Annotated in this window: 18 protein-coding genes and 4 pseudogenes; 11 read left to right on the forward strand and 11 right to left on the reverse strand. The window is 67.0% G+C overall.

The window, feature by feature from the left end:
• Positions 1 to 124: 124 nt before the first annotated feature.
• From ACIQE0_RS00110 to ACIQE0_RS00125, 4 genes are all read left to right on the forward strand, one after another.
• Positions 125 to 619 (forward strand): ImmA/IrrE family metallo-endopeptidase, encoded by a 495-nt coding sequence (locus tag ACIQE0_RS00110; protein ID WP_402327867.1) that lies wholly within the window; start codon positions 125 to 127, stop codon positions 617 to 619.
• Entirely contained in the window at positions 616 to 1,965 is a 1,350-nt protein-coding gene (locus ACIQE0_RS00115) for an MAB_1171c family putative transporter (RefSeq protein WP_366330203.1), read from the forward strand. The genes ACIQE0_RS00110 and ACIQE0_RS00115 overlap by 4 nt, the downstream gene beginning before the upstream one ends.
• Positions 1,966 to 2,098: 133 nt before the next feature.
• Entirely contained in the window at positions 2,099 to 2,449 is a 351-nt protein-coding gene (locus ACIQE0_RS00120) for a hypothetical protein (protein WP_366330202.1), read from the forward strand.
• A gap of 121 nt (positions 2,450 to 2,570) precedes the next feature.
• Complete coding sequence (locus tag ACIQE0_RS00125; RefSeq protein ID WP_402327870.1) at positions 2,571 to 3,491, forward strand: phytoene/squalene synthase family protein; 921 nt, start codon at positions 2,571 to 2,573, stop codon at positions 3,489 to 3,491.
• Positions 3,492 to 3,882: 391 nt separating this feature from the next.
• Here ACIQE0_RS00125 and ACIQE0_RS00130 read toward each other — a convergent pair whose 3' ends face one another.
• The 4 genes and pseudogenes from ACIQE0_RS00130 to ACIQE0_RS00145 form a co-directional block, all read right to left on the reverse strand.
• Positions 3,883 to 4,161, reverse strand: coding sequence for a hypothetical protein (locus ACIQE0_RS00130; protein WP_402327872.1), 279 nt, complete (start codon positions 4,159 to 4,161; stop codon positions 3,883 to 3,885).
• A 331-nt stretch (positions 4,162 to 4,492) separates the two neighbouring features.
• Positions 4,493 to 5,059: pseudogene (locus tag ACIQE0_RS00135) on the reverse strand (site-specific DNA-methyltransferase); the annotation flags it as partial.
• Between the two features lie 616 nt (positions 5,060 to 5,675).
• Positions 5,676 to 6,722, reverse strand: coding sequence for a hypothetical protein (locus ACIQE0_RS00140; RefSeq protein WP_402327873.1), 1,047 nt, complete (start codon positions 6,720 to 6,722; stop codon positions 5,676 to 5,678).
• Positions 6,723 to 6,733: 11 nt separating this feature from the next.
• On the reverse strand, positions 6,734 to 7,108 hold the full coding sequence (locus ACIQE0_RS00145) for a WXG100 family type VII secretion target (protein ID WP_402327875.1): 375 nt from the start codon (positions 7,106 to 7,108) through the stop codon (positions 6,734 to 6,736).
• 397 nt (positions 7,109 to 7,505) lie between these two features.
• On the opposite strand from ACIQE0_RS00145, the gene ACIQE0_RS00150 reads away from it, so the two are divergent.
• Positions 7,506 to 7,814, forward strand: coding sequence for a hypothetical protein (locus ACIQE0_RS00150; RefSeq protein WP_402327877.1), 309 nt, complete (start codon positions 7,506 to 7,508; stop codon positions 7,812 to 7,814).
• A 92-nt stretch (positions 7,815 to 7,906) separates the two neighbouring features.
• Here ACIQE0_RS00150 and ACIQE0_RS00155 read toward each other — a convergent pair whose 3' ends face one another.
• On the reverse strand, positions 7,907 to 8,446 hold the full coding sequence (locus ACIQE0_RS00155; RefSeq protein WP_402327879.1) for a hypothetical protein: 540 nt from the start codon (positions 8,444 to 8,446) through the stop codon (positions 7,907 to 7,909).
• Between the two features lie 1,076 nt (positions 8,447 to 9,522).
• Here ACIQE0_RS00155 and mycP point away from each other — a divergent pair.
• From mycP to ACIQE0_RS00175, 4 genes and pseudogenes are all read left to right on the forward strand, one after another.
• A complete protein-coding gene (gene mycP / locus ACIQE0_RS00160) occupies positions 9,523 to 10,806 on the forward strand; it encodes a type VII secretion-associated serine protease mycosin (protein WP_402327880.1) in 1,284 nt (427 codons plus the stop codon).
• Between the two features lie 12 nt (positions 10,807 to 10,818).
• On the forward strand, positions 10,819 to 14,772 hold the full coding sequence (eccCa, locus tag ACIQE0_RS00165; protein WP_402327882.1) for a type VII secretion protein EccCa: 3,954 nt from the start codon (positions 10,819 to 10,821) through the stop codon (positions 14,770 to 14,772).
• A 1,580-nt stretch (positions 14,773 to 16,352) separates the two neighbouring features.
• Complete coding sequence (locus ACIQE0_RS00170) at positions 16,353 to 16,601, forward strand: integrase core domain-containing protein (protein ID WP_402327884.1); 249 nt, start codon at positions 16,353 to 16,355, stop codon at positions 16,599 to 16,601.
• Between the two features lie 40 nt (positions 16,602 to 16,641).
• Positions 16,642 to 16,812: pseudogene (locus ACIQE0_RS00175) on the forward strand (AAA family ATPase); the annotation flags it as partial.
• A gap of 311 nt (positions 16,813 to 17,123) precedes the next feature.
• On the opposite strand, the gene ACIQE0_RS00180 reads toward ACIQE0_RS00175, so the two are convergent.
• On the reverse strand, positions 17,124 to 18,644 hold the full coding sequence (locus ACIQE0_RS00180; RefSeq protein WP_402327886.1) for a peptide MFS transporter: 1,521 nt from the start codon (positions 18,642 to 18,644) through the stop codon (positions 17,124 to 17,126).
• Between the two features lie 394 nt (positions 18,645 to 19,038).
• Here ACIQE0_RS00180 and ACIQE0_RS00185 point away from each other — a divergent pair.
• Positions 19,039 to 19,581 (forward strand): annotated as a pseudogene (locus tag ACIQE0_RS00185) (TauD/TfdA dioxygenase family protein); the annotation flags it as partial.
• 415 nt (positions 19,582 to 19,996) lie between these two features.
• Here ACIQE0_RS00185 and ACIQE0_RS00190 read toward each other — a convergent pair.
• The 4 genes from ACIQE0_RS00190 to ACIQE0_RS00205 all read right to left on the reverse strand — a co-directional run bounded on the left by ACIQE0_RS00190 (position 19,997) and on the right by ACIQE0_RS00205 (position 23,433).
• Entirely contained in the window at positions 19,997 to 21,400 is a 1,404-nt protein-coding gene (locus ACIQE0_RS00190; protein ID WP_402327888.1) for an NAD(P)-binding protein, read from the reverse strand.
• Between the two features lie 302 nt (positions 21,401 to 21,702).
• Positions 21,703 to 22,374, reverse strand: a complete 672-nt coding sequence (locus ACIQE0_RS00195; protein ID WP_366330188.1) for a helix-turn-helix domain-containing protein — start codon at positions 22,372 to 22,374, stop codon at positions 21,703 to 21,705.
• A gap of 157 nt (positions 22,375 to 22,531) precedes the next feature.
• Positions 22,532 to 22,780, reverse strand: a complete 249-nt coding sequence (locus tag ACIQE0_RS00200; protein WP_402327890.1) for a hypothetical protein — start codon at positions 22,778 to 22,780, stop codon at positions 22,532 to 22,534.
• Positions 22,781 to 23,040: 260 nt separating this feature from the next.
• Positions 23,041 to 23,433 (reverse strand): nuclear transport factor 2 family protein, encoded by a 393-nt coding sequence (locus ACIQE0_RS00205; protein WP_402327892.1) that lies wholly within the window; start codon positions 23,431 to 23,433, stop codon positions 23,041 to 23,043.
• 121 nt (positions 23,434 to 23,554) lie between these two features.
• On the opposite strand from ACIQE0_RS00205, the gene ACIQE0_RS00210 reads away from it, so the two are divergent.
• On the forward strand, positions 23,555 to 24,019 hold the full coding sequence (locus ACIQE0_RS00210) for a MarR family winged helix-turn-helix transcriptional regulator (protein WP_402327894.1): 465 nt from the start codon (positions 23,555 to 23,557) through the stop codon (positions 24,017 to 24,019).
• Here the strand turns inward: ACIQE0_RS00210 and ACIQE0_RS00215 are convergent.
• Positions 24,019 to 24,132 (reverse strand): annotated as a pseudogene (locus tag ACIQE0_RS00215) (IS5/IS1182 family transposase); the annotation flags it as partial. The gene ACIQE0_RS00210 and the pseudogene ACIQE0_RS00215 sit on opposite strands and share 1 nt — an antisense overlap.
• Between the last annotated feature and the right edge of the window lie 37 nt (positions 24,133 to 24,169).

Raw genomic sequence — 24,169 nt, forward strand, 5'->3', positions numbered from 1 at the left:
CCGCCCTGCATAGACTTTGCCTGGCCGCAATAACTGGGTGGGAGTACCAGCCGTCGCGAGGGAGGGAGCGGGCGTGCGTGGTCCAGGAAGCAGTCGGGGGTGGGGGCGAAGGGCACTGCGCCAGTTGGAAGCATCGTGCCAGGCGCTGCTGGACACCCTGCCGATTCCACCGTCCTTCGACCTGGAGACGTTCCTGGCTGGCCTCGCCCAGCAGCGCGGTCGCCCCATCAAACTCCAGCCGTGGCCCGGAGCCGGTGGTGGCGGCGCCCCGTGCGGCCTGTGGTTCGCCACGGAGACCGCCGACTACATCTGCTACGAACCCAGCACGTCCCCGCTGCACCAGGAACAGATCATCCTCCACGAGTGTGCGCACATACTGTGCGACCACCGCCTGGGCATCGACCTGTCCGAGGCCGGGCGGCTGTTGCCGGACCTCGGCTCCTCGTTGATCCGCCGCGCGCTGGCCCGTACCTCGTACACCACCCGACAGGAGCAGGAGGCCGAGATGTTGGCCTCCCTCCTGGCGCTGCGGACGACCCGGCCGTCTCCGCAGCACGACGGCATGCTCGGCCGGCTGACCGACAGTCTGGGCTCCCCGTTCCACGGCGGACGGTCATGAGCCGGCACCTGGGTGTCGTGGCGGTGGCTCTCGTCTGGACGATCGTGCTCTGGCGCGCCCCCGCCGCCGTTAGGGTGCCCACATCACGTGCCCTGTGGGCGGGCTTCTGCGCCCTGGCCGCAGCGCTGACGGTACGTCTGCCGCCGGTCAGGAACGCGATCGAACTCATGCCCAGCGCACAGAGCCTGTCCCTTCTGTTGATGCATCTGCTGGGTCTGGCGGCGATCGGCTTCCTGCTCCGTTGGATCCGACTGATGGGCTTCGGCGACGGCGTCCCCACCCTCCCCCTGCGCTTGGACCTGGCCCTGACCACCGGCGTCGCCGCAGCCATGACGGCCCTGTTCTTCCTGACCGGCCGCGCCGGGCGACAGTCCCCGTTTCCCGTCCACGCCGCGCACAGCGCTCCGGCCACCGCCTACCTCTGGCTCTGGTTCGCCTACCTCGGCGTGGCCATGGTCCGGGCGGCCGTGCTCTTCTGCAACGGCTACCTGCGCTCGACGAAAGGGCTGCTGCGCGCCGGACTGGGCATCACGGCCGCGGGCTTCCTCGTCGGTGTGCTCTACGCACTGCTCCGCATGTTCCTCCTCACCGGGTACCGCCCGGCCGTCCTGCCCTCGGGTGCCGCGGCCGAAGAGGTCGCCCACACCGCGCAGTTCACCGCCGTTCTGCTCATCGGTCTGGGTACCTCCTTGCCCGTCGGCAGCGCACTGTTGCAGAGTCTGGAGCGGTACCGCCGCCTGCACCGGCTTCGAGCCCTGTGGCACCCCCTCACCGAGGCTGTCCCCCATGTTGTTCTGGGCGTGCCACCGACGCGGCTGGACGACTTCTTCTCCGGCGGCAGCCTGGAACTCCGGTTGCACCGGCGCATGATCGAGATACGGGACGCATGCCTGGCGCTGCGGGAGCACATCCCGCAGTCCCTGCCCGATCGGGCCCAGTCGGCCGCCGCCGCCCTCGGCCTGTCCGGCCCCGAACGGGAGGCCGTGGTGGAGGCGTTCTGCCTGAGTAACGCCGTACGGGCCCGACGCGTCGGACAGCCGCCGTCCCGTACGCCCGCCCCCTATCCGCCCGGCGCCCGGGATCGTGACGCGGAGTCCGCCTGGCTCACCCGCGTCAGCATCGCCTACCGCTCCTCCCACATGAGTACCCTCGACCGACTGCTCGAAGCCCCCACCACCCCGCCCTCACCGACCGGCCCCGCCAGGAGACCGCATGACCCTCGCCACCCGGCCAACAACGCCCCAGGCCGGGGCTACCCCACCTCCATGCGCGGCGCGGCGCCTCACCGACACCCTAGATCCGAAGAACGTCATCCTGGCGCTGGTCGCCCTCATCGGCTGGGGTAACCATGGCCTCCCCGGCCTGGGTTGGGCCCTGATCGCGGCCCTGTTCTGTGCCGTCCTCCCGGTCCTGGGCATCAGGTACGGCGTCCGTCGTGGCCGGTGGAGCGACCGCTATGTCGGCAAGCGCCAACAGCGCTTGATCGTCATCCCACTGGTCATGGTCTCGGTCGTGACCGGGCTGCTGTTGATGCTGCGGGCCGGGGCACCCCGGGAGATGACGGCGATGGTCATCGCCATGCTCATTACGCTCACCGTGATCCTTGCCATCACCACAGTATGGAAGGTCAGCGCGCACACGGCCGTCTCCTCCGGAGCCATCGTCATGCTCGCCACGGGGCTCGGACCGTGGTGGCTGCTGGCCTACCCCCTCGTCCCCCTGGTCGGCTGGTCCAGAGTCGCCCTCAGGGATCACACCACTGCGCAGACCATTGTGGGCGCCGTGGTAGGTGCCGTCACCGCAGGCATCGCCTTCGCCGTACTGCGCTGACGCGGCGCCGGTTCGACGTCCGCCCTGCCAACGATCCCGCCAATCAGCCCTCGCACACGCACGGTTGAGCATCGCCTGCACCGCTCCTCGCCCCGCCCCAGCACCACAGAAGGAACTCCAGATGAGCACGTGGACCATCGCGCTGGATGACGCGGGCATACACGATCCGCAACTCCGCGCAGACTTCACCCGGCAACGCTCGCTGGTGGCCCGTTACAAGCGCTCGGCCTACATCGCGGTCCGGCTGCTCCTGCCGCGCTCCCTGGGGCCCCACCTGATCGCTGCCATCGCCTTCATGCACCACACCGACAACCTCCTCGACCGCGGCCCGACGGTCCAGCGCGTCGATGCCTACACAGCATGGGAGAAAGAGGTACGCCAGGCCCTTGCCGCCGGTAGCAGCGAAAACCCTGTCCTTCGGTCCCTCTTGCACACGTGCGCACGCCACCCCTGCCTGATCACCCACGTGGATGACTTTCTGGCCACCGCCGCGACTGACCTCGAATTTGCGGGATTTGACACGGAGTTGGACTACCAGCGTTACCTAGACCAGTACTCACTGCCCGCTTTCATGATGGTCGCCTCCCTGCTCGCACCCGATGCCGAACCGACCGAATATCGCGCCGCCTGCCACACCTACATCGACGGCAGCCAACGCCTCGACTTCGTCAACGACCTCGCCGAAGATCTGGCCAATGGACGTCTGACCATCCCCCAAGAGACCTTGCTGCGCCATGGTGTGACCCCGGCCGACCTCACGCATACTCAGGAGACTGCGGCAATCCGCGCGCTTTTGCGGCACCTTCTCCACCAGGCCCGCACTGCCCTGGTCGGCAGCCGCCATGTGATCGCTCTCGTACCGCCCGTCAACCGCCCTTTCGTTCGGGCCTTGATCGCTTTGGAAGAGGCCACCGTCGACGCTGCTGTGTCCAAGGGCCCAGGCCTCCTCACTGCTTCGGCACGGCCCGCCGTTCCCACCGTGCTGAAGATCCTCACGCGTGAATACCGCCACACGCGACGCCTGCGTCGCTCCCATTCCTGACTTTGTCACGGTGAACCAGACCAGTAGGGTGAAGCGCAGCGACAATTCGTCCAGTAGGTCTTCTCCAGAGCGGCTCTGCCACAGCAACCTGCAGAAGCCGGCGGCGCCAGGGGGAATGCCCGGATCGCGAGTTGTCCCTCACTGCGGGTGAATCTCCCTCTTCCCGTGCCCCTGCGCCTCCGCCCAGGGCTCGGACCGACAGCTACGGCAGTTCCAATTCACCCCGCATCACCGGCATGTGCGTATGGTTCAAGTACCCCCTCAGACACGCAATTAGGCACATTTCAGCGGGTTGTGACCGTCCGGTCACAACCCGCTGATTTGCGTGGTGCTCCAGCTCGAGCCCGTAGTTGGCGTAGAGCTTCGGGGGCCGCGGCCTGGAGTCGGTCGGTCATGTCGCCGAGGGTCTTGGTGATGTGGTGGATCTGGTCGGCAGCCAGGATTTCTGGCCTCGTGCGTGACGCTGCGGCGAACTGCTGTCGGGCGGCGGCTTGGGGCGGCGTTTCCAGGGCAGTGCGCGGGAGTGGCCGGCGTCGAAGTACTCGGCGACGATGTCGCCGCCGACGGGTTCGATGAGGGCGCGGGCGCGGGTGAGCTGGCAGTTCCGGGACGTTCCGGGGTCTTGGAGGTCCTCGGTGGAGCAGCATCCGGCGAAAGCGAAGCGGGTCATGGGCGGTTCCGGGGGCGTGCGGCGGGCACGGCGGATGAATCGTGGTCCGTGGTACCTCCTGCTCTGCGAAGAGGGCCAGCCGTCCGCCGTGCCCACGCTTCCTACGGGTTTGTGTGCACTGTCGCCATGAGGCGGTGGTACTCGCCACGGACGAAGCGGAGGAGGGTTGCTGCCGCCATCTCGGTGACGTGTGGGGACTTTTCGGGTAGACGCACCGTCAATTCGGGAGCGCCGGCCGCAGGAGCTCTCCGCGGCGCTGTCTGGGGAACCATCGCGTCATGTGACGGGTTCGCCGTCGTCACTCCCCCCGCGGCCACGCGCCGGGCTGGTTTCACGCTGCGCAGACCCGGGAGCGGCAGCCAGTTGCAGAAGCCGGTGTGCTGCTCCTGGAACTCCTGGAACTCCTGGAACACGGCACCCTGTTGCCTCTTCGGGGGCGGGTGAAGACAAGCACGTCCTCGTGCTGCACCACTGAGAGGGGGTGCCTTGGCGGCGGGCGTCGCGGACGTTCTTCATCTGGAAGAGCGCGGGGCGGGTGACCAGGCGGCTGTTGCGGATGCCCGCAAGGAGGGCGACGCACCGTTCGGCGGGGATGAGCCCGGCTGTCTTGTCGGCGGCGAGAGCGGCGGAGGGCAGGTCGACGAGTTCGCCGCGTTCGCGCCAGGGGCGGGTGGTGACGACGACGGTGCCGCCCGGGGCGGAGCATGGTGCGGCACTGGGTGAGGATCTCGGTAGCGGCTGCCAGGAGGTGGGCGGTGGAGACGTGGGCGAGGTCGGCGCGGTCGTGGCCGTAGCGGAAGTCCTTCTTGACGACGCCGGGCTCACCGGTCTCGCGGGAGGAGCGGACCTGGCCGTGGACGCTGGGTCCGTAGGGCGAAGAAGTGACCACGAGGGCCACTTAGCGAACCGCGTGACTGTGTCGGCGCAAGTGGTTCTGGCTGCGATTCCGTGATTGTTCACGATCGAAGCAGGATCCGGGTGCGGAGGAGTCGGAACGAAACCCGATCAACAAAGCATTCGACCTCAGAGGAGATTTTTCAAGGAGTTGCGAAATGGCGGCTCGCAGCTGTTGGTATCGCTCCATAAAGTCACACTCCTTTACTTCGGGAAAGCGGTATGGACTTTGCCGGTAAGTGGCTCGTACCGAACCTCGATGGTAATTCCTCGCACCACTCCCGTGATCGCTTGGACGGCAGGTTCGCCCAAACTTCGAGGCTAACATTGCCTCACTTGATGAGGCGAACCAAAAGTGTCGGCTAGGGAGCGTATCGACTTACTTTTTCGAATGCTCCAGAATGCAGGCTAGGACCAGGCTCACTCCGACGATGCCAATCGCAATACTGGCGAGAGCGCTCGGGAAACTGCGCCCCTCAATAAGGCCCAATGCGAATCCACCAATACCTGCACAGGCCGCAAGGCCGCCAAGGATGACCACGTGGAACGATCTGAGATTCAGGAACGATCCCAGCAACTCGTTCAAAGCCCACAGAGGACCGATCCCCCTGCGGTGAGATCTACGCGATCGGTCTGCTTCCTCCACGAGCTTTCCCCTTCCCGTACTCCTGGTTGAACTTATCAGGCCCTATATTTCGGCTCTGCTGTTCCTTCTTCGCGGCATCGTCCTCGGGGGTGTAGGCGTAGTCAACGAATGTCGCAACCACGGCAACAGGCACCCCGAGGATCTTCTCCGCACCCTTGAAAATCCCATTACTGATCTTATTGAAAGCAGGCCCTCCACCCGTGCCGATCTTCGTCTCCGCCGTTTTTGCCATCCCGGCGAGGGCATTCGGCGGGGTACCGCCTATGAAATAGTCCCAGGCTTCTCCGAATCTGCCGTGCAATGCTGAATTTCCCGCATTTATCCACGATTTGTAGCTGAGGAATTCCGCCACCGGCTTGATGGTGCCACTTCCCCAGGGCGTAGCATCTAGCCTGTGCATGCCAGCTTCGGAAGGTCTCTCTGAGGCTTTCTTGTATGAGCTGATCGAGGTATAGACCTCACCTTTGAAGCCATCCTCCGGCTTTCCATCAGTGTTACTGTGGAGAGCCTGAGAGGCGAGTGAATCCGTTTCGCCCGCGTTGCTGAGGATCTCCCCGATCCTGCCTGCGAAGTCTTCAATCTTCTGTTCCTGCAGGGCGCGGATTTCTTCATTGTCGGGATCTCCCGCATTAGGGAGATCCTTGGTCATGTCGTCGCGGGCCTCGACATAGCCAGTGCTGCTGACCACCAAGCCCCGGTCCGGTGCCTCGACATCGACGAGCTTGTGGAGATCCGCCTTGTGCTTCTTGAGCCTGGTGTGGGCGTCACGCAAGATGTCTCGGATGCCCTTGGCCTCTGCGGTTGCGTCCGTGAGTTCCTGACCGGAGTCCTTGATCTGGCTGGAAGCGGTGACCGATGTGACGTCGAGGCTGTGCCACCCGGCTTGTGCGAAGGGTTTGGAAACGTCGCGAGCGAAGGTCTCGGCCAGCGATTCGAGGTGGCGGATCTGGGTGTCCCACGCCTCGATGGCGCTGTTCAGCCTGTCCAAGTCGAGATGGTAGAGCTGTTCGTACGTCACCATGCGATGTCACCTCATCCGAAGGGCGTGGTTTTGGGCAGAGACTTGAAGTTCGCCGCGTTCTCATGCTCCGTCCGCTCGTAGTTGTCAGCGGTGGTGGTGCACTTGGCGTGGATCTCGCGCAGCTGCTTTGCGAGCCGCGCGATCTGGTCGTCCCAGGTCTTTGTCGTCTGCTCCATGGTGCTGCCCAGATCCCCGTCCCAGGAAGCTCCTTTGAGGGCGGTGGCCGCGTGCACGGTCTCGTCCTTGGCGCTACGACCCTTGGCGCGCAGTGCACCCGCGAGTTCCAGGGAGTTGTTGCCGGACTGGCGCAGCTTCGCTGGGCTGTCGATCCGGCTAGCGCCGCTTCCTCCTGTGCTGGGAGGGTTGGGCGTCGTACCCCAAGCCATCACATGGTCCCCCTTCATGCTGATGCGCACTGTGCCGGCGCAGCCATACTCTCCACGGAGAGCCGTCGATCATACAGACAGGGCCGATTACGGTCAGTAGCGGATGTCTCAACGCCGCCTTGTCGCCTAGATCTTCCATGATGGGGCAGGCAGCTTGCCGACCCCATCGATCGAAGCTGACCCCACTGCGCCGTGCGCGCTTATTTCAGGCCAGGTATAGCGAGCGGTGCGAGCCTCGTTGATGGTCTCTCGCCTGCGTTTACTCAAGTATCAAGCCATTACGCGTCAGCCATTGGTTGGCACAGCTCCAGGGTCGAACGTTAGATTGCGCCGGTACGTTGGGTGTCGTCCGTTGCGTTTCCAGGCAGGGGAACGGCGCGGGCAGGGGGGAGTCGGAGTGGCTGACGGCTACAGCGTCGATCTAAGTGCGTTGGAACAGGTCATCAAGCGCCTCAACGGCCTGGTGGACACGATGGATAGTGTCAGCGGCACGGCGGAGTACAAGACGGAGCTGCCGGAGGGGTACCTCGGTCGGGGCTTCGCCGAGGAGACAGCGCTGCGCAATGCACATGTCCACATGAAGCAAGCCATCGCTGACATGGTCACCGAACTCAAGGACATGATTGCCGAGACGGGCCAGAAGACTTCGACCGCGCACAGGAGCTACGACAACCGAGAGCAGGAAATCAAGGGCTCGATGCGCTGAGCTGCCAGCGCGGTTGATGCAGCGGGGAAACAAGAGGACTGAACGGGGAGACGTGCGCGATGGGCAAGAGTGGCGACCACACCACTGACTTTTCAAGCCACACGCTGCAGAGCTTGAAGAACATGGTCCAGGATGCTCAGCCGGCCAAGGTCGAGGGGATCGCCAGTCACTGGATGCACGTCCACGACCAGTTGGCCGGCGACGCGCCGGACGGCAGCGTGCAGGCCCTGCTCGACAAGGCCGTTGCGGATGTCATGGAGTACTGGCACGGCGATGCCGCTGACTCCTTCGCTGCCCGCGCAAAGGACCTCAGCGTGAGTCTCAAGAACGGTGCGTTGTACGCCAAGAACACCTGCCATGCCCTCCAGGGCGCAGCGGTTGAACTTCGCGAGGTCCAAAGGGCGGTCATGGCGCTCCAGGACACCGCCTCTGAGCAGAAACACGGCAGCTACGTGGATGCCTTGATGTCGGGGGTCAAGGACGGCGCAAACTGGCTGAGTGATCTCGGCGTTCGAGACGACAGCGGGCTGAAGCGGGATGTGGCCAACGGCATGAGCACCAGTGATGCTTTGGCCAAGCATCAGGACACGCTTTCTCGAGGCCGGGAGATCGCCCTGCAGGCAGCTGTCCATATGGAGAGGCTCGGCGCCGCGTACACCGTTCGCACCGGCCAATTGGGCACACCGCCTCCCATCAAGGAGCACGGAAAGGTCATCCCTCCGCCGGACACGATTGTGCCACCGCCCGTCGTGGTGACCTCCGGCACTGCGTCGGCTTCCGCCCCGCGTCAGGTCGGTCGGCCGTCGCTTCGCAACACAGGCGGGCATGGCGCCCCCACCTCTTCGTATCCGTCAGCCCCTCGCAGTTCTGGCGCGCCAGGTGGGGGAGGGCGGGATCCATTCCATGGGAAGGGTCCCTCTGCTACTCCAAAGGCGCCGACGCCGGGCACAGCGTTGGACGGTGTCCGCGGTGGCCTGCCCACACCGGTAACGCCTGCGTCGCCTGGTCCCGCGGGCGAAATCAGCGGAGGCGTGCCGGGGGGAGGCAGTGGTCCCGGCACTCTCACTCCTGGAGTACCCGGTGCGTTCCCCGGCCGAGGGACGGTTGGAGGGGGACAACCATTCCCAGGCGGCAGGTCAGCGCGTCCCGGAGCGCCAGAAGGGCCGAAGGAAGGCACGGGAACACGCAGGCCCACCGGGAAGGTTCGCGGTTCGGAACCGGAGGTGCCCGGTCGATCAGGGCCGGCGAACCGTCTCCCCCTGGGACCGCCGGGAGCCCCCGGGGCGTCAGGTGTCGGGCGCTCTCCGGCGTCTGCCGGCAAGCAGGGAGGCTTGGCACGGCGCGGTGGGGGCGTCGTTGGCGAGCCCGGCTGGCCTGGTACTCCTGGACGCGACGGTGGGCAGGGTGGTTCGGGCTTGCATCGCAGTCGCGGAGGGGCGCTCGGTGGCCGTACGGGAGCGAATTCAGCCGCTCTGGGACCAGGAGGTGTACCGCCGCACGGTCGTACTTCTCGCGAAGACGATCGTCGCAGAGGAGCCAAGCGTCCCGACTATCTAGTGGAGGATGGGGAGACCTGGCTTCCCCTACGGGAGTTGGTGCCGGGTGTGATTGGTGACGTAACGCCTGCGCACTCCACGTCGGACGGTGCTGTACCAGAGCCACCCGTCCAGGAGCCGGAGACAGGCACAGCGGAAGGAAAGAGCCAGGCATGACGATCGGTCGGCGGCCGAAGAGCACTGTCTGCACGGCGTTGCTTGCTGCGCTGTGCGTGGGAGTAATCGCCCCGTCATCAGCCGCCGACTCGATTCGTGATCGGCAATGGCCCTTGTCCGCTTACGACGTTGATTCGGTATGGAAGGTCTCCACAGGTCGCGGGGTGACGGTCGCGGTCATCGACACCGGCGTGGACGGCACACACCCTGATCTTGTGGGGAACGTGCTGCGCGGCAAGAACTTCCTGGAGGGAGGGACAGCTGACCACGTGACGAAGGATGACCACGGGACCTCGATGGCCGGGATCATCGCGGGGCACGGACACGGCAAGGACGACGCCGCTGGAGTCAAGGGTCTGGCACCTGAGGCCAAGGTCCTCCCCTTGAGAGTCACCGCGGACCATGCCTCGTTCGTCGTCGCACGCGGCACGCCTGTCGCGGACGCGGTTCGCTACGCAGTGGACCATGGGGCCACCGTGATCAACATGTCTCTCGGAGGCTCCGAAGAAGTCCCCGGCCTCGAAGCTGCCGTCCGTTACGCACGGCAGAAGGATGCTGTGATTGTCGCGGGCACTGGCAATGACGGCACCGGCTCACTTGCCTATCCCGCGAGCATCCCGGGCGTGATCGCCGTGGGGGCCGTGGACTCGTCCCGCAAGATTTGGGCGAAGTCCAACTACGGTCCCGGTGTGCTGCTGACTGCGCCGGGGGTGGGCACGATCAGCACAAGCATCGATCACATGTACTCGACCGGCGACGGAACGTCCGTAGCCACTGCCTACGTATCCGCCGCGGCTGCCCTCCTACGCTCCAAGTTCCCCAACCTGTCTGCGGGGCAGATCGCCAACCGGCTGGTGAATACCGCGAAGTTGCCCGAATCCGCGAAGGGACTGAAGGTTCCGGATAAGCACTACGGTTATGGGTTCATCCGGCCGTACAGCGCGCTGACGGAGGACATTCCGGCCGGCTCGAAGAACGGCCCGTTGCCTGCTCCGTCGCCGTCAGAAGCCAGCAACGCGCCCGCCGCGTCCAACGATGCCCCTCAGGCACCGTCGCGGAGTCAGAGCGCGTTGGTACCGCTGGTCATCATCGGCTGCATCGTTGTGGTGGGAGCGGCCCTGGGTGGGCTGATGTGGTGGCGCCGGCGGCAGGCTGTGGCGCCCCCGGCCCCACCGCACACATCGGGCGCGCCGACCACGCCGGACGCGCCTCCGCACACCCGCTTCCCGGGCGGCCAACACGGCAACGCACAGCAGTCCGATCGCGGCTCTCGTCCCTAGTCAGGGCTGCTGTTGGGAACAATTACCATCAAGCGTCGGCCGCGAAAGTGGCCGGACGAGTATTCCAAGGACGCCGTACAGCTGAAGGCGCCGCCGGCCCTCCCGCGGCAGCCTGACGGTTCGTTGGCGCTGATGCTGCTGCCCGCCGCGGGTATGGCAGGCACCTCGGCGTTCTTCTTCCTGCCCGAATCCCCGGCGTTCATGAAGATGATGGGCACCCTCATGGTGCTGTCCTCACTGGGTATGGCGCTGGCCCAGGTCGTGCGTGCTCGACGCGGACCTACTGCGTACATGAGCGGGGAGCGACGGAGGTATCTGTCGTATCTGGCGCGCACGCGGGAGCAGGTGTCCGAAACCGCCCGACAGCAGCAACAGGCGGAGCGTTATCTCTTTCCCGAGCCGATTCATTTGTGGGCACTGGTTGCCCAGCGAACGCGGTTGTGGGAGCGACGGCCCGGCGATGCGGATTTCGTCGAGGTTCGGATCGGTGTGGGGCCGCAACGGCTGGCCACTGAGCTGATCGGACCGCCGTCGGCTTCGACGGAGGAGTGGGAGCCGCTGACGGAGCGAGCGGTGCGCCGCTTCGTGGCCGCCCACGCCCACCTCGACGGCCTGCCGCTGGCGATCTCGCTGCGGGCCTTCCCGTGGTTGACGGTGCGCGGGGAAGCCGAGGCGGTCTACGGCCTGGCGCGGGCCGTCGTGGGCCAGCTGGCGGCGCTGCACTCGCCGGAGGATTTCCGACTGGCGGTGGTCGCCGCGCCAGGTGCGGCGCCGGAGTGGGAGTGGATCAAGTGGCTGCCGCACGCGTACCTCGGCGGTGACCCGTCCGGCCCGAAGACCGGACTGCTGATCTGCGACTCCCTCGATGAGTTGGAGGAAGTACTGGCGGAGGACCTGGCGGCACGGCCCGTCTTCCGTCGCGATGAACAGCCACTGTTGGACCGTCCGCACCTGGTCGTCCTGGTGGACGGCGGAAACCACCCCCCGGCCGAGGCACCGGCGGAGGAGGACGCCCTGCACGGGGTGACGGTCATCGAGATCGTTCCAGGGCACCAGCCGTCGTCACCACTGTACGGGCAACCGGTGCTGACCGCGTCCGCGAGCACACTGCGGTTGGAGACGGGTACCGGGGCCGCCTACACCGGGATTCCGGACGCGTTGTCGAGCACCGAGGCCACGGCACTTGCCCGGGCCCTGGCGCCGTTGCGTACGCGTGCGCAGGAGGACGAGGAGCCGCTGCTGCGCAGCCTGGACTTCACCGAACTCATGGACATCGCGGACCCCGCCGCCTTGGACGTGGCGCAGATGTGGCGCCAGCGACGGCCCGCTGACCGGCTCCGCGTCCCGATAGGCGTGGACAAGGACGGGGCTCCGGTCATCCTCGATCTCAAGGAGGCGTCCCAGGGCGGCATGGGGCCACACGGGTTGTGCGTGGGAGCCACCGGCTCGGGTAAGTCCGAGCTGCTGCGGACGCTCGTCCTCGGTCTGGCCACCACCCACTCCCCGGAAACGCTGAACTTCGTCCTGGCAGACTTCAAGGGCGGCGCCTCCTTCACCGGCCTGGCCGACCTACCGCACGTCTCGGCCCTGATCACCAACCTGACCGAAGACCTCGCCCGCGTCGACCGCATGCACGACGCGATCACCAGCGAACTGCTGCGCCGTCAGGAACTCCTGCACATGGCAGGGAAGTTCACGAGCGTCAGCGACTATGAGAAGGCGCGGCACGCCGGCGCCCCGCTTGAGCCGCTGCCGACCCTGCTGATCATCCTGGACGAGTTCAGCGAACTCCTGGCAGCCAGACCCGACTTCCTGCACGTCTTCCTCCAGCTCGGCCGCATCGGCCGCTCGCTGGGCATGCATCTGCTGCTCGCAACGCAACGTCTGGAGACCGGACGCCTGCACGGACTGGACACCTACCTGTCCTACCGACTGGCGCTCCGGACCTTCTCCGTCGAGGAATCCCGAGTGGTCCTCGGCACCCCCGACGCCTACCACCTGCGCCGACTCCCGGGGGCCGGACTCCTGCAACATGGCACCGCACCGATCACCGAGTTCCAGGCCGCCTACGTCTCCGGCCCCCACCGCGCCGCCGACTCCCTGGTTCCCGGGCAAGTACCCGCAGATGCCCCAACCCTGTTCACCACGGACTCCGTCCGGGCCACCCCCACCTCCACTTCGTACACTGAGCCTGCGGCACTCGAAACGACGGATCCAACCACCGTCGACACCGTCCTGGACGTCATCGTCCGACAGCTCACCGAATACGGACCGACAGCGCACCCCATCTGGCTAACGCCCTTGGAAGCGTCCCCCGCGCTCGGCCAGCTCCTGCCACCCCTGACCAGCACCCCCGAGCGCGGCCTGCACCACACCGGCAACCGGGCCCCAAAGCTCGCCGTCCCTCTCGGCGTCACCGACAAACCTCTCGAACAGCGCCACGACACTCTCACCGCGGACCTGTCCGGAGCCAGCGGCCACACACTGGTCGTCGGCGGCCCGCTCACCGGCAAATCAACCCTGCTGCGCACACTCATCTTGGCGCTCGCGCTGACCAACACACCCACCGAAGTGCAGTTCTACGGACTGGACTTCGGCGGTGGCAGCCTGTTCCCCCTCGCAGACCTCCCGCACACGGGAGGCATCACCTCCCGGCTGGAGGCGGACCGAGTACGCCGCAGCGTCGCCGAGGTCCGCACCATCCTCAACGACCGGGAAGAGTTCTTCCACACCCGCCACATCGACTCTATGGCCACCTACCGCGCACGTCGTGCCGATGGCCACTACCCGGACCACCTCTGGGGCGACGTCTTCCTCGTCATCGACGGATGGGCCACCTTCAGACGCGACTTCGAGCACCTGGTCCCCGACATCGAAGCGATCGCCCTCCGCGGGCTCGCCCACGGCATCCACCTCGTCATCACCGCCACCCGCTACAACGAGCTTCGCCCCGCGCTCAGGGACCAGTTCGGCACCCGCCTGGAACTACGCCTGGCGAATCCACTCGACTCCGAACACGACCGTCGACGCGCCCGCAACGTCCCGACCAACCGCCCCGGTCACGGACTTGCCGCCGGTGGCTTCCACTTCCTCACAGCCCTTCCCTATCCCGAAAACACCGACACCACAGCCGCCGAGCCGGCCAAGCACACCAACGAACTCATCACCCAGATAGCCACCCACTGGTCCGGACCGACCTGCCCGCCCGTCCGGCTGCTCCCCACCCACCTCTCCGCGCACGACCTACCCAAGGCAAACCAAGCACCCGAACTCGGCTACGTGATCGGCGTCGACGAGACCACCCTTTGCCCCGTCCATCTCAACTTCGAGACCGATCCCCTCCTCGTCGTCTACGGGGAGAGCGAATCCGGCAAGACTGCCCTCCTGCGCCTGCTCACCCAACGCGTCGCCGAATGCCACCAGCCCCGCGAAGCTCTCCTCATGGTCGGTGACTACCGCCGTGGCCTGCACGGGCAGCTGCCCGAGAGCCACCTCCTGCACTACGCTCCCACCCCACCCGCACTCCAACAGGGCCTGGCCCGACTCGCCCCGCTCCTCCACGCCCGCATCCCCTCATCAGGCATCACCGCCAACCAGATGCGTACCCGCAGCTGGTGGCACGGCCCTGAGGTCTACGTGATCATCGACGACTACGACTTGGCCGCCCTGCCCTCCGGCAACCCCCTTGACCTTCTCACCGATTACCTCCCCTACGCCCGTGACATCGGACTGCGCATCATCGTCGCCAGCAACACCGCCGGCGCAGCCCGCGCAGACTTCGAGCCCTTCACCCGCCGCCTGAAGGAACTCGGCGCCCAAGGCATCATCTTCTCCGGCGACCCAGACGAAGGACCGCTCCTGGGGAACGTCAAGGCCGCGCCCATGCCCCCAGGCCGGGCACAGTTCGTGCCCCGGAAACACGCCCCCGGGCTCATCCAGATCGGATTCCTGCCGACGAGCCCTTGATCCAGGGCAACCGGGCCGCCCATCTGGGGACTACGAGTGGACGAGGCTGCACACCGGCGTATTGCCGCTGGGGCCGACCAGTGCGATTCAGCGGCGGCCACCGCACCTCGCTTGGCCGCAGCCACCGCAAAAGCCCCCGCTGCTGCCTGGGCACGGGCAGGGGCCTGTCGTGCGACGCCGCGATGAAAGTCGATCCGGTGCCGGGGTGACGGCGATGTGGCGGGTGCGGTGTCCGGGAGACGGAGAAGTTCGGGCAGCGGGAGACAGCCGAGTTCGCTCAGCCGATCGGCCAGGTCGCCATTGAAGGGCCCCATCACGCGATGAGGCGTGGCCAGGTTCAGGAGGCAGGAAGCGGCCTCGTCTGCCGTGCCGCCCAGCGGGGCCGGGTGGTCGCCGAGCAGATCGCGGTCGTTTAACTCGACGACAAGCTGGGCGTACGCCCCTCGGCGGGAAGCACCACCACACGCGGATGCTCCGTTTACGCCGGGTGCCGCGCAGCAGCGGTCTCCACCAGCACCGTGATGACCCGCGGCACATCCGCCGAATCTGGCGCGCCCATCCCCGTCTTTGTCACCACCGCTGGCTCCTTGCCCCCCTGTGCCGCAGCGCCTTCGGCCGGCCCCCGGCAGAACACCGCACACGCCCCGCACGAGAGCGCCGGTGGCGCGCCGCCTGGTTCCACCGCGAGCGGCACCTGTGACGAGCCCGCCGGCGGGAAGGTCGCTCTCTCCCACCTGCCCCGGCGCCAACAACGCACCGGCCACAAGCGGCGCCATTGCCAGCCGCCCCAGCACGGCGCCACGATCCGCCACCGACACCACGCCAGCCTCCGTAGCCACCCCCGCCACCCGCAGATCAGCTGGTTTCAGCACCTGCCCCACCGGCACGTCACGCGCCAGCGCCAGCACCCGGTGCCTCACCATTTCGGCGACCGCCACGAACCCGACCGCCGAGACCACCACCGCCCCCAGCCCGGCCCACACTCAGCGCAGCCGGCGCCGCCGACCATCAGCCACCACCGGCTTCCGCTCCGGACCTGACCGACGCGCCCCCGGCATACCCGCCCCAGCACTCTTCGAGGTTGAAGAAGACAGGGAGGTGCCCACAATTCACGACACAGAAAGGAACATTGACTTCAACGAGCGCCGCATCCGGCCCAAGCCGCTCGCTCAATCCACCCGTCAGCGCGTCACGACGGCCTGCACCTCGTCCACCACCAAATGGCGCTCAGCCGACATCACCAGCCCCGGCACCACCCCGGACCTTCCACCCCCCTCCCACTCCACGTCCCAGACCACCCGCACCCTCAGGGGAAACGTCCTACCGGGCTCCGACGCCGACGCCCTCCGGTACGTGTAACCGCAGTCAGGCGACGAAGCCTTGGGATCGAACCGGGCTGCATAGGGGGTCCCCGGCCCCCGACAGACCACGCTGCCGCCATCGCCTATCGACCACACCGCTCTGCGGGGCCGGGCCACCGCCGTCACCTCGACCCCGTCCACGGCAGCCGATGTCGAATAGCGCATTCGGACCGCGGCAGCGAATATACGAGCAGCCAATTCCAGTTCAAAATACGCGAGTTGGGCCTCCGGCAAAGCTGCGGACGAACCGGATCTTGCTTCGACAACGCCGCCGCGGAGAGCTTCTGGGCCCTGCTCGAAGAAGAGATCGGCACCCGAATCTGGCCCGACCGAGCCACCGCCCGCGCCGAGGTCTTCGACTTCATCGAGACGTTTTACAACCGCCGCCGACTGCGCAAGCACAAAGTCTTCGGCTACCTCACCCCAGCCGAGACACGGCAGCGGCACCAACACGACCTCGCGGCATAGAGATCGAGTGTCCAAGATCATGGGGAAGCTTCAAGGGCTTCTCCCCGGTATGCGTCAGCGGCTCGGTGTCGCAGCGGCCCTCCTCGGGGATCCCGCCGTCCTGCTCTTCGACGAGCCGGTCAACGGCCTTGACCCCGAGGGCATCCGGTGGGTGCGCGATCTCATGCGCGGCCTGGCCGCCGAGGGGCGCACGGTACTGGTCTCCAGCCACCGCGCCCGGCCCCTCGGCCCCTGGCCGGGCTTCGGCGTCCTGACGCTGTGGGTGGCCATGGGGCGCTGGCGGTGGGTCATGCGACGCTGCGAGGGAGGGACGTACGGCAGGGCTGAACGAGGTGGTGACGCTGGCGGCCCTGACACGGCGGATCTCGTCACGGCCGTGCGCCGTGGCGCGGGTCTCGTCCGACAGCGGTATCTCCCGCCGGGCAGGCTTCTTCGGGTTCTGGTGCCCCAGCGCTCAAGGAACCGCCGCACAGGGTGGTGCGGCGGTTCCTCGTTTCTCCGAGCGGTTCGGGGAGTGCGACGTCAGCGGACGTCGCCCATGAGCGACCGGACTTTCTTGCGGGACGCGTAGAGCGCGATGGCGGCCGCCACGGCTGCTGTGGCCTCCAAGGCCACCATGCCCTGGCTGTTGAGGTCGAGACCGGCGATGGCGAGTATCCCGGTCACGCTGTCGCCGGCGGTGACAGCGAGGAAGAAGACCCCCATCATCTGGGAGGCGTACTTGGCCGGCGCCATCTTCGTGGTCAGGGACAACCCCACCGGGGACAGGCACAGCTCGGCCACGGTGTGCATGAGGAAGATCAGCACCAGCCACCACATCGTGACCTTCGTTTCGCCGGTGGCCATGCCCATCGGGATGAGGAAGACGAAGAAGGACACGCCCCCCACCAACAGGGCCACGGAGAACTTCACGATCGTGCTGAGCTCGCGGTTGCGGCGGGCCAGGGCCAGCCACACGGCGGCGAAGACCGGGGCGAGCAGCATCACGAACAGGGGGTTCAGCGACTGGAAGAGGGTGTTGGGCATCTCCCAGCCGAGGATGTCCCGGGAGGTCTTGCCGTCGCCGAAGAGAGAAAGCGTCGACGCACCCTGGTCGAAGATCATCCAGAAGATCGCGGCAGCCACGAAGAACCAGATGAACGCGGTCATCTTGGTCTGCTCTTCGGCTGTGAGGTCCTTGTCCCGCTTGATCCGGGCCAGCACCGCGACCGGGATCAGCAGGCCGGCCACGGTGATCGGGATCAGCGCCCAGTTCAGGGTGAGCCGGAACATGCCGGTGACGCCCACAAGGAGGTAGAACGCCGCGACCGCGGCGATGACCGCCAGTGTCTTGACGACGACAGCGTTACGCTCCCTCATCGTGATCGGGTTCGGGACGCGGTTGCTCGCCTCGCTGAGGTGACGGGAGCCGAACAGGAACTGGGCTGCACCGAGCGCCATGCCGGCCGCGGCCAGACCGAAGCCGAGGTGCCAGTTCACCGTCTCCCCGAGGACGCCGATGACGAAGGGGGCGGCGAACCCACCGAGGTTGATCCCCATGTAGAAGATCGTGAAGCCGCCGTCGCGGCGGGGGTCCTTCGGGCCGTTGTAGAGCTGGCCGACCATCGTCGAGATGTTGGCCTTCAGCAGACCCGAGCCGATCGCAACCAGGGTCAGACCGACGAAGAACATCAACGAGGTCGGAACCGCCAGGCACAGGTGACCGGCAACGATCACGACGCTCGCCACGGCCACGGCCTTGCGGGCGCCCCAGACACGGTCACCGATCCAGCCACCGGGCAAGGCCATGAGGTAGACCATCGCCACGTAGACCGAGTAGATGGCCGTCGCGGTGGCCGCCGTGTACGCAAGTCCGCCGCCCTGGCTTCCGGTGGCCGCGTCAGCTCCGCCGGAGACCAGGTAGAGGACGAGTAGGGCTCGCATGCCGTAGTAGGAGAAGCGCTCCCACATCTCGGTCATGAAGAGTGTGGCCAGGCCACGGGGATGGCCGAAGAAAGTCTTCTCGCCGGGCGGGGCGGAAGGCTTCGTCAGGCTGGATGCCATCGGTGTTCCTTGTTCGCTCGGGACGCGCCGCACCTGCGTGCGCGCCCGGATGGGGTTGGCCGGCACCAGCGCTGCACGGCTCGCCCCACGACCAGGGGGCCTTCACTCCGGATGGGCGCGAAGCAGGAAGAGCGGTGCGTGCCGGGATCCACGCCGCGTGCGCCTCGTCGCGCACGGGCCCGGCCCACAGGTCATTCACTGGCTGGAAAGCCTGACAGACCCGACCCTTCCGCCATAAGGGACTTTCGGCAGGAGCAGAAGGACGAAAGTCCTGACATTTACCCTTGGTGTGTGAGGGGTCCTACCTTGTTGATTCCGCCTCGGACTGCGGGTCGAAGGCTTCACACCAAGACGCTCCGACCACGGAACCTTGGCCGGGTCTACCGTCCGCGCATTGCTGCGGGAGTTCGGAGTCCTTCATTTCGCAGGCTTCCCGCTCGACAACGACGTCTACGGCGACTTCGCGCGCTGGTTCGGCCAGCCGGAGCCGGTTTTCCCGGCGGAGCATCGGGTGCCCGGTTACTCGCAGATGCGGCTCCAGACGAACATACGCGGCCTCGGCGCGGACGCGGGTGGCCAGTACTGGCACGCCGACGGCTCGTTCCTCAAGATCCCCACGTCGGTGACGCTTCTGCTCTGCGAGGAGGCGCCGGCGGACGAAGGCGAGACGCTCTTCGCGGACATGCGCAGAGCGTATGAGCAGCTGCCTGACCCGGTACGGGAGTCCGTGACCGAGCTTCGGGGCAACTACCCATGCCGGCAGATCGCCGATCGGGACATGCAAAGGGCCGTCGCGATGAAGACAGCTTCTCTCTCCGAGGAGGAAAGACGCCGGAAGCTTGACCAGATGTCCGACGTCACCCGCCCGTTGGTCACTGAAGACACGGTCACTCATCGCAGGGCCCTCCACGTGAACCAGCACTGGCTGCGGAGCATTCAGGGAAAGTCGCAGACCGAGAGCGCAGAGACGCTGGACCTTCTGTACAACACCGCGACAGCGGGCAGCTGCTCACCCCCACAGGTGCCCCGGCGGGCTCGACCTGTGCCTGTACCTGATCCGTCGCGGCTTCGGCTCCGCGGTGGTCGCCGAAGCGGCCCGGTTGGCGGTCACCCCGCTGGAACACGAAGGGCCAGGCCCAGTTCATCGTCCCTCCCCAGTCGCCGGTCCCGCAGGGGCGAGGCTCACTGCACCGCTCGTCCGTTCAGCCTGCCCCGTGACTCTTCATGGTCGAGGGGCAGCTGTCAGGTGGCTTCGGCGCAGATCGCCACAGTCCGGCGGAGCCGTCTGTTCGCACGCCGACGTTCGGCTTGGGGCCCCGGCAGCGTGGTCGGCGTGTGGGGCGTGGAGGCGGTCAGTTCATCGCCGTGGCGACGTTCGCCTGGTGGAGAAGCTGCTCCAGCTTCAGCTTCTGGGCTTGGAACATGGGCAGGAGTGCGGTCCGTTGCTCGGGGGAGATCTCCGGGAGCCGCCGGCCCAGGAGCCGGCAGGTCCCGAGCCATTCGAGGAGTGCGGGGTCGGCGGTCCATCGCACGATCCGCTCCTGGATGTCGCCGAAGAACTGGAGCCAGTCCAGGGCGGAGTCGGGGTGCTGGGAGGGTGCGCACAGCGCGTTCTTGGTGTCGTCGTCGGCGTAACCCGCCTCGACGTGGGCGATGAGTGCGGCGCTGAACACCTGCTGGCAGGGGATCACCGCCTGCAAGGTGATGCGTGCTTGGTCGAAGACCGGTACCGTCGGCCGTCGTTCCAGGCCGTCGGCGGTGCAGTCGATGTAGAGGGTTCCGGCCTGCGCGGCAATGGTGGCCTGGTCGAGTTCGATGGCGTTGTCGTCGATGCGCTTGACCCTGCCGTGGCGGACGATGTCGCCGATGCGGCGCAGCTGTTCGAGTTCGGCGCGGGCGACCGTCGCGCAGCGGTAGGCGGTCGGCTCGATGTCGGGCGACAGCCGCAGCAGCAGACCGCCGTCCTCCAGCCGTGCGAACAGCTCTTGGGCCGTGTCGGCGCCGGCCAGGGCCTCGCGACGGGCCGCTTCCTTTTCGAGGTAGGAATCCCCGGGCTGGGTGTGGGCGCGGTCGATCAGCCAGGAGTCGCGGGGCATGATCCAGGTGATGTCGGACGGATCGGCGCCGCGGCCGAGCAGCCACAGGCAGGCGTCGATGCCTGTCTTTCCCGCCCCGACGACGGTGTAGTGGGACGGCTGGTCCTGAAGTGCGGGCAGTTGGTTGGGGGTTATGAGGCGGACGCCGGGAGCGACCTCGTACTTGGGCGGCGCCATGGCGGGCACGGTGACGTTCATGTAGGTGGCGTCCACGGTCCGTCGTGCGACGGTCACCTCGAACTCGGCTCCGCTGACGAGGGAGTGGAAGCGGTGGATGCCGGGCCGCTGTGAATCGGGGCCGTCGTAGAACGACTTGGGGAAGTAGGAGACCCGGCCGGTCGGCAGCAGTGTCCTGCGCATCACCTGGTCGAAGTAGGCCAGGATCTCGCTGGCCGAGGCCAGCTCGTGCAGTCCGGCGTTCCAGCCGTCCTGGTCCACCGCGCCGCTGCCCAACTCACGTGAGTTGACGCCGTAGTAGGCCGACGGCTGGTGCAGGTGCACGAAGGGGTAGGAGACCGTCCAGTGACCGCCGGGCTGGTCATAGCGGTCGACGATGGCCACCGTCGCGTCGGTTTCGGCGACGAGGGTGTCGGCGAAGGCCATGCCCATGGCCCCGGCCCCGACGATCAGGTAGTCGACCTCAAGAGCTGTCGGTTGCATCGAAGAGCGTCCTTTCGCGGTTGCATTTCGAAGGTGGAGAGCCGGTCGTACGCAGCGCGGTCCGCGGTTACGGGTGGAACACCGCAGCACGGCCACGGCGTGTGAGGACCCTTCGTTCGCGCGGCCTCCAGCTGTCCGGCGCAGTGCGCAGGACCGCAGCGGAAGGGCATGCCGGCAGGGGCCCTTGACCGCACGCGGTGGCTCACGCCACTGCGGTCAGGGCCACCGCACGCGGACTCCGTGCCCGGCAGGGAGCGGGACATCGGGCCCGGCGCGGAGCACCTCGTCGTTGATGAAAACCCTCAGGAACGGGGGGCGTTCAAGCCTGCGACATGCTCTTCCTCGGCGGTCGTGAGGGCGACCACCGGCATGTCCGTCAGCCCGGGGCGGGCCTGCAGGCCGTCCAGGACGATCGTCAGGCAGCGCCTCCACACCGTGCTGGAGACCGGCTGGGTGTGCTGGATCACGCAGCTCACCATGTAGAAGATGAGGGGCAGGTCGGTCATCGCCAAGTCCGGACGCAGCCGGCCGGCGTCCTGGGCGCGACGCATGACCGCATCGGCCGCGGGCATGAACCTGCGGCGAGCCTGCGCCACGAGGGGACGGCCCCCGACCTCGGAGAACACCACTTCCCGCAGTCCGCGATCGGCTGCCATCAGTTCCAAGATCAAGGTCAGCAGGTCGACGAACCCCTTCCACGGGTCGTCATCCGTCAGGGCCTGCTCGGCGGCCACCGCCAAAGCATCCACACGCTCTTCGAACAGCTCGTTGATCAGTGCTTGTTTGTTGCCGAAATGCCGGTAGGAAGTCGCCACTCCGACACCGGCATGGCGAGCGATGTCGTCGAGGTTCACCCCCAGCCCCCGCTCGGCGAACACCTCCCGAGCGGCCTGGAGCGTCCGCTGTCGGTTGGCCTCGGCATCGCGTCTCAGGCGCCGTGCGCCACGGGACGCGGATGAATCCGTTCCGTCCATGAACCCACCCTAGCACTATCTGGAGTTGTCAACTCCAGATAAATTCCCTTCTCCCTCCAGGGCGGCGGTGCGGCAGGCGCGCTCTGTCCGGGGAAGCGAGTCTGGGCGGTACTGGCCCCGGCCGCCGAGCGGGCCCGCTCCTGGGATGTGTATCGAGTCACTGTGGACGGTCGACCAGGCGCCAGGCGCCAGACGCCAGACGCCAGGCGCCAGGCGCCAGACACCAGGCACCAGGCGCCAGGCGGCAGACACCGAACTCCGTCGGCGTCTGCCGCCACTGCCAGCCCGCCCTGAACCGCCAGATCGCGCCCTCGAACCGCTGCCGCGGTCGCTCGCGGTACGGGCCGTACTCGCCGATCGGCAAGTACGGCCCCATGAACTCCCGCTTCAGCACGGTCAGTTGCACTCGCGTCGCGCAACACGGCCTATCGGGCCAGACCGTGCCACCCATGCGCATCCCGCAAATTGATCACGACGCGATACGTGCCCTTGGTGCGTAGGTGGTGGCGACCAACCGGTGGCCCGGACGGGGTCGTTGATCCGTACTGTCACGGCGCGAAGGTGGGGATCGCAAGGCAACTTGCAGGTGCCCTGTCCTGGACATTGATCGCGCGAGGCGTGAACTCGCCGGACCGCGACCGCTTCGACCGGCTTCGTGGCGCCGGCTCAGCGAGCGCTGCCGAGATTGCGGTCGTCTGCGGTGCCTTCGAGCATGAGGGTGGTCTCCTCGATCCGGCGAAAGCGCCCGTCGGGCGCGAACTCCCCGAAGAGGTAGACCTCCATGCGAACGGTGGCTCCGTCGTTCTTGGTGGCGTTCACCGTGTGCCGGTGGGCGTATCGGTCGCCGTCCACGAGTTCGTCGTGCACCTGGACCGAGCCGCCTGCCACGACCTGGCGCAGGTGGGCGATGTGCGCCAGAAACTCCTGCCGATCGTCCCACCGGCCGTCGGTGCGCTGACGGTAGTCAGGGGCGAAGTGGCGGTCGACTGCCACCTCCAGGTCGAGTCCCGGGGTGAAGAGGAGGTCGGTGATGGCCGTGCTGATGTCGGTGTGAAGCATGAGCCTTGCCTTCTGTTGCGGTGACCGTTGACGTGGTGCGCCGAACACATGATGCGTGCCCGAAGCACGCACTTACGGTAGCGCAAGAAGCGTGCTCGGTGCACGCTAATCTGGAGGCGTGATGAACGAGACCGGGAATGAGATCGCCGACGCGCTGGGACTGCTCCTACGACGGAGCACCCGCGACCACCTCTACGCGCAACTGACCGAAGGCCTGGGGGAGGGGGTCGACGACGTCACCTATCCGGTGCTCAGCGGCCTGGCCCGAACCGGCGCCTATAGCGCCGCCGATCTCGGGCGCGAGATCGGACTGGACCGCACCACCGTCACCCGGCGGGCCGACCGGTTGGAGCGGGCCGGCCTGCTGCGGCGCGAACCGGACCCCGCGGACGGCCGCGCGACCCTGCTCGCTCTCACCGAAGCGGGCCGCGATGCAGTGCGCACCACCAGGCAACGCCTGGCCTCCCGCATCGAAGACTCGCTCGACTCCTGGCCTCGCGAGGATGCCCGTACCTTCGCCCGCTGTCTGCGGCGATTCGTCGACGAGGGCCCCTTCGCCCCCGGCGACACACGGGAGACCGACTGACCGGCACCTCCCCTGAGCGAACGATGCCGGTCCTTCCACGCGATGATCACGGGCTCGATCAACGACCACTGCTCGCCCGACAAGTCACTGGGATCCGGCGTCCGTTCACTCACCCGGCCAACCCCAGCAGAAGGCGCGCCGCGGACCGAG

Origin of the sequence: Streptomyces sp. NPDC093097 (genome assembly GCF_044754325.1) — a bacterium.
Classification (GTDB): domain Bacteria; phylum Actinomycetota; class Actinomycetes; order Streptomycetales; family Streptomycetaceae; genus Streptomyces.

Bases quoted from the DNA above. Each gene is read 5' to 3' on its own strand.
- ACIQE0_RS00115 (WP_366330203.1), top strand. From the start codon at position 616: ATGAGCCGGCACCTGGGTGTCGTGGCGGTGGCTCTCGTCTGGACGATC.
- ACIQE0_RS00125 (WP_402327870.1), top strand. From the start codon at position 2,571: ATGAGCACGTGGACCATCGCGCTGGATGACGCGGGCATACACGATCCG.
- ACIQE0_RS00130 (WP_402327872.1), bottom strand. From the start codon at position 4,161: ATGACCCGCTTCGCTTTCGCCGGATGCTGCTCCACCGAGGACCTCCAA.
- ACIQE0_RS00140 (WP_402327873.1), bottom strand. From the start codon at position 6,722: ATGGTGACGTACGAACAGCTCTACCATCTCGACTTGGACAGGCTGAAC.
- ACIQE0_RS00145 (WP_402327875.1), bottom strand. From the start codon at position 7,108: ATGGCTTGGGGTACGACGCCCAACCCTCCCAGCACAGGAGGAAGCGGC.
- ACIQE0_RS00155 (WP_402327879.1), bottom strand. From the start codon at position 8,446: ATGGACAGCTGCCTGCAGGGCGATCTCCCGGCCTCGAGAAAGCGTGTC.
- mycP (WP_402327880.1), top strand. From the start codon at position 9,523: ATGACGATCGGTCGGCGGCCGAAGAGCACTGTCTGCACGGCGTTGCTT.
- ACIQE0_RS00180 (WP_402327886.1), bottom strand. From the start codon at position 18,644: ATGGCATCCAGCCTGACGAAGCCTTCCGCCCCGCCCGGCGAGAAGACT.
- ACIQE0_RS00190 (WP_402327888.1), bottom strand. From the start codon at position 21,400: ATGCAACCGACAGCTCTTGAGGTCGACTACCTGATCGTCGGGGCCGGG.
- ACIQE0_RS00195 (WP_366330188.1), bottom strand. From the start codon at position 22,374: ATGGACGGAACGGATTCATCCGCGTCCCGTGGCGCACGGCGCCTGAGA.
- ACIQE0_RS00205 (WP_402327892.1), bottom strand. From the start codon at position 23,433: ATGCTTCACACCGACATCAGCACGGCCATCACCGACCTCCTCTTCACC.
- ACIQE0_RS00210 (WP_402327894.1), top strand. From the start codon at position 23,555: ATGAACGAGACCGGGAATGAGATCGCCGACGCGCTGGGACTGCTCCTA.